Genomic DNA, 14,017 nt, shown 5'->3' with positions numbered 1-14,017 from the left:
AGCGGCATCTGTAACGCTCGGATCTACGTCTCATTCCCACGGAAGTAGGAGTACGGCGCTATGGACACGCCCTCTGAAATGACGCGTTCATCGTCCTCGCCGGCTGTTGGATCGAGGTCGCCTGCCCACAATGAGTGCATAGACCACACTGCGAAGCCGGCATGGAAGTCGTGACCGATGTCGGAGCGGATACTGGTGTACCCGCGGGCATGGAGTTCAGAGACGACATCATCGAGAAAGCGGTACGTCAGCTGGACTCCGTCGAACTCAGCTTCGGCATCCCCTCCCCCGCCGCTGTGGCTGATCTCAACGAGTTCGACTGTGCCGTCCGCCGCATAGGTGATGACCAGCATTGGCGAGGTGTTGTAGACCGCGCGCTCGCCGCCGGGCCCATGATGCGGCAGCCCGATGCGCTCCTCGACTCGCGAACGGTGCTCGCCGATTTTGACGAGGTCGACACCACGTCCGGGGATGATCTCCATGTCGCCATTCTCCCAGGGGCCGGAGCCGGGGCCGAGATCCCACCTCTGGCACTCACCAACAGACAGCAATCCGACACCAGCCGCCGACATCAACAGCAGCGGGCGAAAGCGGCGTCGGGTGACCGAAAACGGCCGTGCCTCGCACGGTCACCTGCTCAGGAAGCCACACTGCATCGAACTCCTCATACTCCAGGCATAGATCCTGATCTTCAGTGGTGTCAGTCAGTCTGGGCCGGGATGGTTGGCATGTTCGTCGCGCGGCAAAGTCGACTGCGTGCTCGTACAGGCGCGGTCAGTGGCATGGGCCGACGTTCATTGCTTGCCACAGCTGGTATCACTGGGTGTGTCGCCACCAGTAACGTCCGACGACGAGCTCCTCGAGTTCACGAAGTCTCGCGGCAGCCATCTGCGCGGAGGTATCAGGGTGTTCCAGCGCGGTGCGGAGGTCGGAAGCGAGATAGGTCGCCTCGCGGACCTCGCATTCTGCTCGAAGAGTCTCCGGAGAGGTCGTCGTCGCGCGGGCGATGACGTCGAGCACGGTCTCCATGTGCGGCCCGCTGAATCGCGCCAGGAAGAACCAGTCATCGACCGGTTCGCCGAAGCGAGCCCATTCGAAGTCCAGCAGGGCCGTTACGCTTTGGTCGCAGGCGAGCCAGTTGCCCCAGTGACAGTCCGCATGAACCGGAACAACTGCTCGTGCATGCAGCGGTGCCCGCTCCGCGATCGCCGTCAGGCCGTCGAGCAGACGGCGAGGCACGGTTCCGTGCTGGTCGAGGGCAGCGAGGCTCTCAACCTCGGCAAAGAGCGCGGCCCGGCTGGTGAACCCACCATGGTCGAGAGATTCTCTGAGCGTGCGTTCGACGTGGCCCGTGGGCATCCAGCTGTGCAATGCGTCGAGCCGCCGGACTGCTTCCTCCGCCAAATGGCGGGCCGTCACGCCGTCGATGCCGGGCATGCCCATACCGGGAGCCGCCCCCGACATGCGGGCGTAGCAGGCGTAGCGAACGTCTCGAGTCCCCAGGTGATGAAGCCCGCTGCCGAGCAGAGGGGCCGTCAGGCCGACTGGTAGGTGGGGCGCGAGCGTGATCTCCCGGTTCAGTCGCGAGTGGCCGTCGGCATCGATGATCTTCACGACGACGTCCGAGCTGACAAACACGTGATGGGAGCTGCTCTCAGCGGTGGTCATGACGCCGGGGTCACGCCCGAGGGTCGCTACCGCGATCGCGCGAGCGGTATCGTGAGCCTGCCGCAAGTCGGTCATCAGTACTCCAGCCATTGACGGTGATCTTGCTGGTGAGTTCGACCAACAGGCGGTGGCGCCACCATTGATCATCGGTGCGTGAAGACTGACGATCAAGCGCTTGCCGCGGGTCACAGCGTAGTGCCCGCCTGTTGGCGGGGGACGATCGATCACCTGATGGGCCGCATCGCGGGCCGGTTCGTGCGAGTCGAACCACGTCGGCGTGCAACAGCCTTGGTGCTCGGCCGCTGTCCAACTTGCCGAGGAGGAACTGTTGGACCCTGGTTGAACATGCCCGCGATACCTCCGGTGTGCGGTCGGCCCGGACGGGTCGAACCCAGGTGGCAGTTGCCGCCAGGTACACCCCGCCGTGGCCAAGAAGCCGCCGGCCGAGCTCACAGCCGGCCCTACTCAGCGTCCTGTGCTTCGATCAGGTCGAGGTCACGGACGCAGAAGCCGTGGTGCTCAAAGGTCTCGTTGAGCACCGTGCGGAGGCACTGCCGCACCAAACGGCCCCGGGCGTAAGGCGGCCAGACATCGTCGTCGGGCACCGGCGCTCGTGCTTCGAGCTGCACAGCGGTGACCTCGTCGAGCCAGACCTCGAGCTCGGCGGCCTGCGCCTCGCGCACGCTCACGATTTCGTCGAGGTCGGGATCGAGCGAGAGGTCGAGCCCGTGCGCTTCACGGTAGGGCTCAACGGTCGTCCCGATGCCCATCGGCGTGAACAGCTCCGTTGAGCCCCGGCAGCAGCGGCGGAACCACGAGTCGTGAACGAAGACCAGGTGGCGCATCGTCTGCACCGCCGACCACTCGTCGTTCACGCTGCGGCGCTCGATGCCGGGCGTACGGCGGATTCGCTCGATCGTCGCGGCCCAGCCGGCATGGAGCTGACGCGACGCCTCGCGCAGATCAGCCGGGTCCTCAGAGCGGATCAGCACCCGCACGGGATGACGCCGGTCGAGCTCTGCCTCGACGTACTCGGTGACCTCGACACCGTTCACCACAAGGTTGGTGACGAGCCCGTCGATCACGGCATCCTGCATGACGACGCCGATCAGGCGCGCCCCGGTCAAATCACATTCGCGGAACTCCACACCGTGCAGATCCTCGTCAACATACCGCGTCATGTTCCGCATACTAGATCCGAGCACCGACAAGCCGGCATCCCCTGATCGCGACGTACGGGACAGGCATCAGACCCAATAGGTGCCCGAAAGTGGCGGCGAGGTCATCAGAGACCTTCTGCTGCGGATCGACGGCGATACCGCACGCTTCCGGTATTGAGCCGCGTCGGGCCGCCCCTGGGCCGTCCGAGGCAGGCCGACGTTGACAGACGACAACCGAGGCTGACGGTGTGCCCTCAGGTCACGATGGTCGACCAGGAGGGCCGCCTCTACTATGTGCAGCATCTGCCTGGGTGGCCTGCATGCGACCGTTCGTTCTGGCCGGACACCGAAGGGTTCCATACGCTCACGGAGGCCGTAGCTGCAGCAGAAGCCGCCGTTCCCGGCCCGATCTCATGGCGGTAGGGATTGTTCGCGCCGCCAGATCGACCGAGCAGATCGCAACGGCCGTCCCTCCCATAGGTCGCATCGAGGGGCGCGTGCCACACACGTGCCAGGGCCAGGTCAGGCGGACCCGCGCGGGGACCCACGGGGAACGACAGCAAAAACGCCGCAATCTCCCAGGTGAGCATCTGGCCGGGTGGAGCAGGGTCCGCAGCCTCAGTGACGGCAGCAGGATTGCCCTGGAACACCGGCACCGACACCGAGTAGGTTGCTTCCATGGTTACCAACCGAAAGGGCAATGCCGCGTAGGCGCCCATCAGACCTGCGGAGCGAACTTCCCGTCGACGTCCGCAACCGTCGTCCCCGCTTCCCGGCGATCGACCGGTTGTCGGGGGCGTGTCTGGCGGAGATCCGCAAGCTGGAACGGACTCGCTTCTGGCCGGAGGCAACCGCGGCAGCCTTCTGGCACTGGTCTGCCCTGGCCCACGGTCCCTTGAGGGGGATGGCAGATCCCTTCACAGCAACCCGGTGTGACGTCCCGGAATGTGCCTGCGATCCGAGCCGCTTTCGTGATCATCTCGAAGAAGTGCTGCACGCCCTGCCCCGGAGCTCCGCTCGCGAGCTACGCCGGCTCGTATGGACGCTCGACGCCAAGATCCTCAGCAGAGCCGAGGTCATTCGTGCCGACTCCCCCGACGTCCGGTGGTGGCCAGGTCAGGTCTAGGCACACACGCCTGACGCTGAGCACTCCGCGACGTGACGAAGGCCCCGGATCAAGAGGCCTACTTGATTGCGTCAGCCCCACCCCCCCCCAATGTCCGGATTGAAGTATTTTTGGGCTGAATGGGCGTGGCTACTCAGGTCGGGCGATGTGAAGGTGGGGAGCGAGTGCGGGGCTTCCGGGTGTGTCCGGGTGTCGCGGCTCTGGAGTATTCACACGAGTAGCGGGAAGTGTGCCATGGCTTTCAGCGATTCATCCATTTCACCGGTCCTGTCGGCGGATGCCGCGGCGGCCCTCGATGCCGCGGTGACAGGTTCGGTTCTGCTGCCGGGCGACGCCGGATACGACGACGAACGCGTGGTCTTCAACCTGAATCACGACCTCATGCCCGCGGTGATCGTGGTGGCGGAGAGCGCGGCCGATGTCCAGGCGGCCGTCACGTTCGCGGCGGGACAGCACCGTCCGGTCGCGGTGAAGACGACCGGCCACCAGACGGTCGGCCCGGCTCTCGGCGCCGTCGTGATCGCCACTCGCCGGATGAACGACGTGATCGTCGACGCGGCCGGCCGCACGGCCCGAGTCGGCGCCGGAACGGTGTGGTCCGAGGTTGTCAAGAAGGCCGCCGCGGCCGGGCTGGCTCCGCTGAACGGGTCCAACCCCACAGTGGGCGTTGCCGGTTACACCCTGGGCGGCGGGCTCAGCCCGACTCTCGGCCGCTCCCGAGGCTACGCCGCCGACCACGTCCGCTCCCTCGACGTGGTGACCGCCGACGGCGCACTACGGCATGCCGACGCGCGCTCCGAACCCGAGTTGTTCTGGGCACTGCGCGGCGGCAAGGGCAACTTCGGCGTGGTCACCGCGCTGGAATTCGACCTGTTCCCGGTGTCCCGGCTCTACGGCGGCGCCCTCTACTTCCCCGGTGAGCGGATGGCCGACGTACTGCGCGCCTGGACCGCCTGGCACCCGGGCACGCCGGAGACCATGGTCTCGTCGTTCGCCGTACTGCGGCTTGCCGGGCAGACCGAACTGCCCGTGCCCCTGCACAGGGAGTTCCTGGTGTCCGTCCGGATCGCCTTCAACGGCACGACCTCGCAGGGCGAGCGGATGGTGGCGCCGCTGCGGGCGGCGGCCCCGGCCGTCCTGGACACCGTTGCGGACATGCCGTACACGAAGGTGGCGACGATCCACAATGAGCCGGCCGAACCAGTGCCCTACTACGAACGAAGCATCATGCTGCGGGAGTTCCCCTCGCCGGCGCAGCACCGGCTCGTCGACCTCGCCGGCCCGGGCTCCGCGAGCAGCCTGACGATGGTCGAACTGCGCGCTCTGGGCGGCGCATGGGACCGGGAGCCGGCCGTGCCCAACGCCGTCGCGACCAGGGGCCTGCCGTACGTCCTGCTGGGTGTCGCGGGCGGTCCGGTCTCGCGGGAGCAGCAGCTCTAGGACTCCGTCGCCGTACTGCTCGACGGCATGGGACCCTGGCGGGGCGACCGGCGGTTGGTGAACAACCTCGCGCCGGACGAGGCTGCCGACGCCCCCGCGATCTATGGACCGGAGCGTTACGAGCGGCTGGCGGCGGTCAAGAAGACCTACGATCCGGCGAACACGTTCCGGCTCAACCACAACGTGGCGCCGGCCGCCTGATCGGACACTGCGCGTGGCGCTGACGGCGGGCCGGGAGGCGCGTTCCGGACGGCCTCGGCGCGACCTGCCGTCCTCCACGGCAAGCGACACGACGGCCTGTCAAGACATGCGCCCATTGGCCGAGGCACGCCAAAAGGTGAAGGACGGGTTGCGTGCCGGGGCCGTCATTGGACGGGTGGTTAACGGGCGCCGGGAATGTGAACAGCGCGGCTGAACCGCAACGGCTGATCAGCGGCGGAGTCCCCGTTCCGGCGCCCGTGACATCCCCATAAAAGCCCACCAACTCACGGCCTGGGCATGTCACTTGACTGCCCCCGCCGCAGGGCGGGAAGTTCACCCGGGTCCACGAGCATCGGCGCCCATGAGCAACCTCAGTCGCCGCATCTTCATCCTAGGCGGGCTCACCACAGCGAGCGTCGCAGCGCTCCAACTCGGGGCGATGGCCCAGCCGTCGGCCGCCGCCGCCACTCCCTTCCCCTTCACGCTCGGTGTCGCCTCCGGCGAACCGGACGACAACAGCGTGGTGCTCTGGACGCGTCTGGCTCCCGCACCGACCAACGCGGACGGCCAGGGCGGCATGCCCAACGCCGACGTCGCCGTCGACTGGCAGGTGTCGACCAACCAGAACTTCACCACCCTCGTCAGCTCCGGTACGTTCACCGCGCGCTACGCCCAGGCCCATGCGGTGCACGTGCTGGCCGGCGGACTCGCTCCGGACTCCGAGTACTACTACCGGTTCCGGGCGCAGGGATTCATCTCCCCGGTCGGCCGGACCCGCACCGCGCCGGCCGTGAACACGGTCGGGCGCGACTTCACGATGGCCTTCGCCTCGTGCGCCCACTACGAGCAGGGCTACTACACCGCCTACCGCCGGATGGCCGACGACCGCCCCGACCTGATCCTGCACCTGGGCGACTACATCTACGAGGGCGGCGCCACCTCCGGCGCCGTGCGCCAGCACCTCGGCAGCGAGATCGTGTCGCTGGCCGACTACCGCCGCCGCTACGCGCTCTACCGCAGCGACCCCGACCTGCAGGCCGCGCACGCGATCGCGCCGTGGCTGGTCGTGCCGGACGACCACGAGGTGGAGAACAACTACGCCAACATGGTCCGCGCCGACAGCAGCCCCGCGCTGACGGCGGCCCAGTGGACCGCGCGCCGCACCGCCGCGTACCAGGCCTACTTCGAGAACATGCCGCTGCGCGCCGCCGCGACGCCCTCCGGCAACAGCATCCAGCTCTACCGCCGGGTCCGCTGGGGGACCCTCGCCACGTTCCACATGCTCGACACCCGCCAGTTCCGCGACGACCAGGCCTGCGGCGACGGCACGAAGGTCTGCGCCGACGCCGATCTGCCGTCCCGTTCGATCACCGGCGCGGCTCAGGAGGCGTGGCTGCTCGACGGACTCGGCCAGCACCTGAGCACCTGGGACCTCATCGGCCAGCAGGTCTTCTTCGCCCGCAACGTGAACTCGGCCGGCGCGATGAACATGGACGCCTGGGACGGGTACCGGGGCAGCCGGGCGCGGATCCAGCAGGGCATCATCGACCGCGGCGTACGCAACCCGGTCGTCCTCACCGGTGACGTGCACGCGTCGTGGGGCAACAACCTGAAGGCGGACTACGCCAATCCGTCGTCGGCGACGATCGGCTCCGAGCTCGTCTGCACCTCCATCACGAGCACCGGCAACGGAAGCGCCACCACGACGATCCCCAACGGATCGCTCAACCCGCATCTGCGCTTCTACTCCGACCGGCGCGGCTACGTCCGCACGCACATCACGCCGTCGCAGCTCACGGCCGACTTCCGGTCGGTGGCGACGGTGACCGAGCACGGCGCGGCGGCGACGACCGCGCGGACCTTCGTCATTCACGACGGACAGCCGGGGTTGGCCGATGCGTAAGCTCTCCGTACTCGGCGCGGCCGTCGCCGGCTTCGCCGCGGTCCTCGCCATGACCTGCCCGGCCTCGGCGGCCGGGCCCTCGTCCTGGGCGACCGCGAACAGCGACTCCGCCGGTGACCAGGACACCTCCTCGATCGCGGCCAACCGCCTCGGCGACACCGCGGTGGTGTGGGAGGACGACCGCGACTCGACCAACCCGGGCGACAACGCGCACAGCGACGTGTGGGTGCGGATGTACCGCAACGGCGTCTCGGCCTACGAGAAGAAGCTCTCGGCGGGCGGGACCGCGGGTGTGGCCTGGCGGCATCTCGAGCCCGACGTGGGCATCGACGACCGGGGCAACACCGTCGTCGTGTGGGCGGAGGACCCGGACGGCAACGGGTTCTACAACATCACCTACCGGGTGCTCTCCCCCGCCGGTGCGCTCCTCGGCTCCGGCCAGGCCAACGCGAGCGCCGACGGCCAGCAGATCCATCCGCGTGTCGCGGTCGACCCGGACGGTGCGCCGGGCAGCACCACGGCGGTCGCGTTCTCCGTGGTGTGGGAGGACATCCAGGGCACGGCGGCGGCGACGGTGAAGGCCGCCGGGTTCACCGGGACCACGACCAAGGCCTACGAGGTGACGGTCAACGCGGCCGGCGGTGCGCACCACAACCCCGACATCGCGACCTCCGCCTCGGGCGACGCCGTCGTCGTCTGGGACGAGGACACCGACAACAACGGCTTCTACCAGATCGGCCTGGTGAAGCTGGCCAAGGCGAACGGGGCGGTCACCCTCAGCCGCCGCAGTGCCAACAGCCTTGGCGACGGGCAGCAGCAACGTCCGGCCGTGGCCGCGAACTTCAACGGCGACTTCGCCGTGGCGTGGGAGTCCGACCACACCGGGACCCGTGGTGTCTGGGCCCGGTCGTTCACCGCGACCGGCACCGCCGGCTCGGCCGAGGTCGAGGTGTCCGGCGGAACCGGCGCGGGCCACCCCACCGTCGGCATCGACGACCAGCGCGACGCCGTGGTCGGCTGGAGCGTCGCCGGCAGCGATCCGGCGGTCTGGGCCCGGGGCCTCAACCCCGACGGCACCTTCGCCGGCCGGTTGCCGGCCCAGTCCGTCAGCCAGGTCACGACCGGCCGGCAGGAGCAGCTCTCGCTGACCTCCTCCCCGTTCGGCATCCTCTCCATGGCGTACACCGACGACAACGACGGCAACACCTTCGACCAGGTCCTGCTGAGTCTGGGGGCGACCAACTCGGACTGGTGACGTCCAACCGGGCTTTCCCGGAGGGCAGATCCGGCAGCCGGTTCCGGAACCGCGCAAGGGAGCGCGGTTCTCCGGCACCGCTGCCGGATCACCTCCGAGCGCCGGGCCGCACGCCCGTGACGGGGCGGCGAAAACCGCTGTCCCGTCGCCGGAACACCGTGGTAGACAACCGGCGTGAACATGACCTTGGAGTTCCCCGATCTGCTGCGGCTGATCGACGAGCGGGCCGCCGCCTTCCGCGCCGTCGTCGCCTCCGCGCCCAGCCTCGACGTACAGGTGCCGACCTGCCCCGAGTGGACGCTGTTCGATCTGGTGCAGCACATCGGCGAGGGGCGCTACGCCTGGGCCGCCACCGTCGCCGCGGGACCCGGAGCCCCGGGGAAGGCCGTACCGGCCGACGCCCCTGACGTGCCGCATGAGCGCGAGGCGCAGCAGGCCTGGCTGGCAGGCGCGACGCGGGAGTTGCTGGACGCCCTGCGGGAGGCCGGCCCTGACCGCGGTTGCTGGACGTGGTGGGGGGATTCCCAGTCGCCGCAGACCTGCGGCGCCGTCGCCCGGCACCAGCTCCAGCAGCTCGCGGTGCACACCTACGACGCCCAGCTCACGGTGGGCGCCGCCGTGCCGCTGCCGGTCGAGGTGGCACTCGACGGGGTCGACGAGTTCCTGTCCACCTGCTGCGCCACGACGAGCGCCTGGCCGCACGAGCCCGCCACCGTCGAATACCACGCCACCGAGGGCCGCTCCTGGCGGCTGTGGCTCTCCGCCGACGGCGCGCGGGCCGCCCGCATCCCCACGCCCGGCGCCATGTCCGCGACCCCGGACGAGACGGTCGACGCCTCCGCCCGGGGCACGGCCCACGAGCTGGTCATGGCCCTGTACGACCGCATTCCGATGGACTCCCTGAAGCTCGAGGGCGACCCGCGCCTCTTCGACCTGCTCCAGGAATGGGACCCGGGCGCCTGAGGAACCGACGGCAGCGTCGAACGACCCGGGCTGCCCCCCGCACATCAGGGCTGTTCGACCCATGCGGTGGTTCGGCACCGCTGACACAGTGGCCTGGGCAGAGGGGGCCGCGACGCATCACCGCTCGGCTCCGCCGACCGCCTCGTACGGCGTTCCCCCCTCCTGCCCGGCGGAGACACCGAGAAGAGCCCGGCATCGCGCCGCGACGCCGCGGGCCGTCGTGGGCACGTCGCGCGCAGTCCCCCGTACCGGCTGCGCGGCGTTGTCCGCGACGCCGCCGGGCAGCACGACACGGAAGAGACAATGGCTCCACTCGTCAATGAACCCATGGCCGACACCCGTGGGATGAGCGCCGTGCACACCGCGCTGCACCGCGAATTCAGGCTGCTTCCCGACCTCGTCCGGTCCGTCGTCCCCGGCGACACCCGTCGCGCCGAGATCGTCGGTGCCCACGCGGCGCTGCTGTGCCGGATCCTGCACACCCAGCACGAGGGCGAGGAGCTGCTGCTGTGGCCCAGGCTCCTCGAACGCGCCGGTGTGGAGGCGGAGATCATCGTCTCGACCGTGCGGCAGCAGCGCCGGGCCATCGCGGGTCCGCACGCGGAGGCGACCGGGCTGCTCGCGGACTGGCGCACCACCGGGCGGAACGGCGCCGGGCTCGCGGGGGCGTTCGAACGGCTCGCGACCCTGCTCATCAGGCACATGGCCCTGGTGGAGAAGGAGGTGCTGCCGCTGTCGGAGCGGCACATCACCGCGGCCGAATGGCACGAGCTCGGCGTGCACGGGATGGCCGGTATGGCGAAGAGGGACCTGCCGCTGGTCTTCGGGATGGCGTTGTACGAGGGGGATCCGGAGGTCGTCCAAGCCGTCCTGGCGAACGCCCCGTTGCGCGTCCGGCTCGCCGTCACCGTGCTGGGGCGGCGTCGTTACGCGTCCCACGCCCGGCAGGTCCACGGAACGGTCACGCCTTTTCGCGTCGGTTCCTGAAGCACCTGCGGCGGCGGTGGCGCCGCCGTCCGCCGCGCCGCTTCAGTGAACGGCGATCTCGCGGTGTGCGGGTGGCGGCGGCTGGGCATCGGGGACGCCGGTCCGCGAGCGCCCACCTTCCGCCGCACGGACACTGACGGCGTCGATCGCGAAACACGGCCAGTCGAGTCCGCTGCGGGCGCTGAGCTCGTCGAGGAGGACCTCGCGGAGCCGTGCCCAGACCCCGTCCCGGCTCCACTGGGCGAAGCGCCGGTAGACCGTGGGCCAGGCGGGCCCGAACACCGGCGGCAGTTGCCGCCACGCACACCCGGACGTGGCCACGAAGATGATGGCGGCCAGGGCCTCGCGGTCACCGGCCCGCCTCCGGCCCCCGCCCTGCGCGCGCTCCACCTCGGTGGGCGGCACGACCAGCCGGAAGAGAACCCACAGCTCGTCCGGGGCCAGCCGCGTCGTCAGGTCTGCCATGGCCGGCCCAACTCCCGCACGTCACCGGCCCAGACCCAGAGGCGGGTCAGCACCACCGCCACCGCTCCCGCGGTGGCCGGCGGCGCGATGCCGTGGGCGATGCCCGGGATCAGGCACAGCGCACATGCCGCGCAGACGGCCAGGGCTCCCAGGACGGCCAGGTGGCGGCCCGGCCGCCCGTCGTCCCGTGCCGCTTCCATCTCTGTCGTGTCCTCCACGTCCGCCATCGGCGTCGTTCCTTCCCGATCGTTCCCGGGCCTGTGCGTCTCCACCGTAGGCAGCGGCCCCGCCGCATTCCTTGTCCGAGGGCGCATGAAGCCTTGCCTCTGCGTGCGCCCGGAATAATCGGGAAGCGGGAGAAGTCACCGGACGGGCCCTGTACGAACGCCCAGGGAAAGGCGCCAAAGAAAACACGCCCATAAAGCATTTCGCAGGGTAGACACGGAAAGCCGACGGGCACCATGAAGGCATGGACCGCCGCCGGTCCTTCCGGCTCCCGCAATGCGGCGGAACGCGGTACATCAGCGGCACGGATCAACAAGGCCGAGGAGATGGCCTGTTCACCAGTGCCCGGCAGCAGCGGAGACACCGAGCGGCGATTCGCTCGGTCCATGTCATCATCTGCAGTCATCATCTGCAGTCATCAAGTGACTACTTGAATGATGCACCAGTCTATCACCATCGACGCTTCGATCCCGGCGGAATTTGCGCGCGGAGGATACGAACATGAAAAGCCATCACTCAGCCGAACCACACCCCGCACCGCAGATCCTCCGGGAGGCCTTCAGAATTCTGGACTGCTTCTCCGTCGACACACCGTGCCTGCACCCCTCGGAAATCGTCCGCATGACCGGCATGCCGTCATCGACGCTGACCGGGATCCTGCACGCGCTCGTCGAGGAGAACGCGCTCCAGCGCGAGGGTGCCTTCTTCTGTGTCGGTCTGCGCGTGATCCGGTGGTCGGCGTCGGCGGACGTGGCCTCGGACCTCATCACAGCGGCCAGGCCCGCGGTCGCGGCACTCCGGGACAGGACCGGTGAATGCTGCGGCCTCCACATCCGCCGGCACGGCAACCAGGTCACCGTGGTGTGGGCGAACTCCACGCGCCCGCTCACCCCTCACGGCTACGTCGGCCAGGTCAGACCCCTGTGCGGCAGTGCGGCGGGCAAGGTCTTCATGGCCTACGAACCCCATGCGCTCCGGCTCGTCCTGGACGCGGGGCTGACCGCCTACACCCGCAGGACGGTCGTCCAGCCCGAGGCCCTGCACCGGCAACTGGACGAGATCAGGCTGCGGGGCTGGACCTTCGTCTGCGAGGAGCACGAAATGGGCCTGAACGCCCTGGCCGCCCCCGTCTACGCCACCGACGGCACCGTGACGGCCGCCGTCACCCTCGGGGGGCCGACGCAGCGGCTGACCTCGGACCGGGTGGAGGAACTCGCCCGGCACGTGACGGACTGCGCCCTGGACATATCGCGCTTCCTGGCGACGAGCCGGTGGTCCGGGTGAGTCCGCCCGGCCCGGCCCGGCGGCGCCGCCCGTCCCGGGCACGACGAAGCCGGCGTCCCGCGGGGCAGTTCCCCGCGGGACGCCGGCCCGCTCCCCCGCCCGGCGGCCCTACCCCAACCGCCCCCTCTCCTCGGAACGGGAGTCGCCGGCCGGCCCGGTGAGCGCGGCGGCATCCGGCTTCTCGACCCGCGTCAGCGCGACCATCGCCAGATCGTCATCGGGAAGCGCCCCGGTGTGCGCGACGAGATCCTGGAGGATCTCCGACAGCGCGTCGGGCAGGCAGACGCGACGAGCCGCGCTCTGCCGGGTCCACTCCCACGCCGTCGCGCGCTCCAGCAGCGGGTAGCAGTGCCCGGCGGCGTCGCGGGCCTCGATCAGCCCGTCGGTGTAGAGCAACAGCGCGTCCCCTGCCGCCAGTTCGAAGCGCTCCTCGATGGCACCCACGTCCTGGAGGCCGTGCAGGCCCAGCGGGGGCGACGAACAGCCGGAGACCAGGGCCACGGAACCGCAGTGGGCCCGGACCGGCGGCGGATGGCCCCGGTTGACCATGCGCACCTGCCGCTCGCCGTCAGGGACTTCCAGGAGCAGAGCGGTCACGAAGCGTTCGTCCCGAACCCGGGTGCCGTCGGTGCCGTCGTCGGTCTCCGCCAGGTGGCGCAGGAAACTCTGCTCCAGGCGCCCCGACAGCTCGGTCAAGGTGGCGGTGCAGGGAGCCCATTCGCGGAAGGCCCCGAGCACGGCCGCGACGTCCTCGAACGTGGGCAGGCCCTTGCCGCACACGTCACCGATGATCAGGCGTGTCGCACCGCCCGTCCGGGCCACGGCGTACAGGTCGCCGCCCACCTCGCCCCGGCCGCCGCACGCGCGGTAGACGGAGGCGATGCCCAGGGCGCCGATACGCCTCGGCAGCGGCCGCAGCAGCACTCGCTGGACGGTGTCGGACACCGCGCGCGCCTGCGTGGCCGTGGAACGGTACCGGTTCTTCAGTCGGGCCAGGACCGCCGCCACCACCCCGGTGGTGACCACCGGGGCCAGGCCGCACGCGTAGCTCGGATGGTGCAGCGGCAAGATCGCGCAGAGCGCGCTCACCCCGCAGACGGCCAGGGCCCCCAGGATCCCTGCCACAGCCAGATGGTGTCCCGGCTGCCTTTCGCCCCGCTCCTCCTCGAACCTGTCCATATGCGTCATCTGCGTCACTCCTTCACGGTCGTCCCGGCTCCACTGAGGGTGGGCCACTGTCGACCGTAGGTTCGTGACAGGTCCTGCTCCTTGCTCCGTGGCGCACGGTGCCTTGCCCGTCCCTGCAGCCCCCGGAACACCGAGGCGCCGCCGGCACGTGC

12 protein-coding genes and 1 pseudogene are annotated in these 14,017 nt (G+C 69.6%); 7 read left to right on the top strand and 6 right to left on the bottom strand.

Annotation, left to right across the window (positions count from 1 at the left end; translation table 11 throughout):
• Positions 1-23: 23 nt before the first annotated feature.
• The 3 genes from ABZ883_RS08540 to ABZ883_RS08530 form a co-directional block, all read right to left on the bottom strand.
• Positions 24-482 (bottom strand): hypothetical protein, encoded by a 459-nt coding sequence (locus ABZ883_RS08540; RefSeq protein WP_360903636.1) that lies wholly within the window; start codon positions 480-482, stop codon positions 24-26.
• Between the two features lie 334 nt (positions 483-816).
• Positions 817-1,743 (bottom strand): phosphotransferase, encoded by a 927-nt coding sequence (locus ABZ883_RS08535; protein WP_360904056.1) that lies wholly within the window; start codon positions 1,741-1,743, stop codon positions 817-819.
• A gap of 386 nt (positions 1,744-2,129) precedes the next feature.
• Complete coding sequence (locus tag ABZ883_RS08530) at positions 2,130-2,849, bottom strand: DinB family protein (RefSeq protein ID WP_360903633.1); 720 nt, start codon at positions 2,847-2,849, stop codon at positions 2,130-2,132.
• 1,408 nt (positions 2,850-4,257) lie between these two features.
• Between ABZ883_RS08530 and ABZ883_RS08525 the strand changes: the two genes are divergently transcribed.
• From ABZ883_RS08525 to ABZ883_RS08500, 6 genes are all read left to right on the top strand, one after another.
• Positions 4,258-5,394: an FAD-binding oxidoreductase gene (locus ABZ883_RS08525; protein WP_360903630.1), complete on the top strand. Its 1,137-nt coding sequence runs from the start codon at positions 4,258-4,260 to the stop codon at positions 5,392-5,394.
• Between the two features lie 27 nt (positions 5,395-5,421).
• Positions 5,422-5,595, top strand: coding sequence for a BBE domain-containing protein (locus ABZ883_RS08520; RefSeq protein ID WP_360903627.1), 174 nt, complete (start codon positions 5,422-5,424; stop codon positions 5,593-5,595).
• A gap of 361 nt (positions 5,596-5,956) precedes the next feature.
• Positions 5,957-7,498 carry an alkaline phosphatase D family protein gene (locus ABZ883_RS08515; RefSeq protein ID WP_360903625.1) on the top strand — a complete coding sequence of 514 codons (1,542 nt, stop codon included), beginning with the start codon at positions 5,957-5,959 and terminating at the stop codon, positions 7,496-7,498.
• Positions 7,491-8,753 carry a hypothetical protein gene (locus tag ABZ883_RS08510; RefSeq protein ID WP_360903622.1) on the top strand — a complete coding sequence of 421 codons (1,263 nt, stop codon included), beginning with the start codon at positions 7,491-7,493 and terminating at the stop codon, positions 8,751-8,753. The genes ABZ883_RS08515 and ABZ883_RS08510 overlap by 8 nt, the downstream gene beginning before the upstream one ends.
• Positions 8,754-8,933: 180 nt before the next feature.
• Complete coding sequence (locus tag ABZ883_RS08505; RefSeq protein WP_360904053.1) at positions 8,934-9,716, top strand: maleylpyruvate isomerase family mycothiol-dependent enzyme; 783 nt, start codon at positions 8,934-8,936, stop codon at positions 9,714-9,716.
• 327 nt (positions 9,717-10,043) lie between these two features.
• Positions 10,044-10,703 (top strand): hemerythrin domain-containing protein, encoded by a 660-nt coding sequence (locus ABZ883_RS08500; protein WP_360903619.1) that lies wholly within the window; start codon positions 10,044-10,046, stop codon positions 10,701-10,703.
• A gap of 114 nt (positions 10,704-10,817) precedes the next feature.
• Here ABZ883_RS08500 and ABZ883_RS08495 read toward each other — a convergent pair.
• Together ABZ883_RS08495 and ABZ883_RS08490 are read right to left on the bottom strand one after the other, a co-directional pair.
• Positions 10,818-11,168: pseudogene (locus ABZ883_RS08495) on the bottom strand (transposase); the annotation flags it as partial.
• On the bottom strand, positions 11,156-11,395 hold the full coding sequence (locus tag ABZ883_RS08490) for a hypothetical protein (RefSeq protein ID WP_360903616.1): 240 nt from the start codon (positions 11,393-11,395) through the stop codon (positions 11,156-11,158). The pseudogene ABZ883_RS08495 and the gene ABZ883_RS08490, both read right to left, overlap by 13 nt.
• Before the next feature lie 499 nt (positions 11,396-11,894).
• Between ABZ883_RS08490 and ABZ883_RS08485 the strand changes: the two genes are divergently transcribed.
• Complete coding sequence (locus ABZ883_RS08485) at positions 11,895-12,677, top strand: IclR family transcriptional regulator (protein WP_360903613.1); 783 nt, start codon at positions 11,895-11,897, stop codon at positions 12,675-12,677.
• Positions 12,678-12,785: 108 nt separating this feature from the next.
• Here the strand turns inward: ABZ883_RS08485 and ABZ883_RS08480 are convergent, their stop codons facing one another.
• Positions 12,786-13,865, bottom strand: a complete 1,080-nt coding sequence (locus tag ABZ883_RS08480; protein WP_360903610.1) for a PP2C family protein-serine/threonine phosphatase — start codon at positions 13,863-13,865, stop codon at positions 12,786-12,788.
• Between the last annotated feature and the right edge of the window lie 152 nt (positions 13,866-14,017).

The organism is Streptomyces sp. NPDC046977 (assembly GCF_040644455.1).
Lineage (GTDB): Bacteria > Actinomycetota > Actinomycetes > Streptomycetales > Streptomycetaceae > Actinacidiphila.
This window is presented reverse-complemented; position numbering and strand designations above follow the sequence as displayed.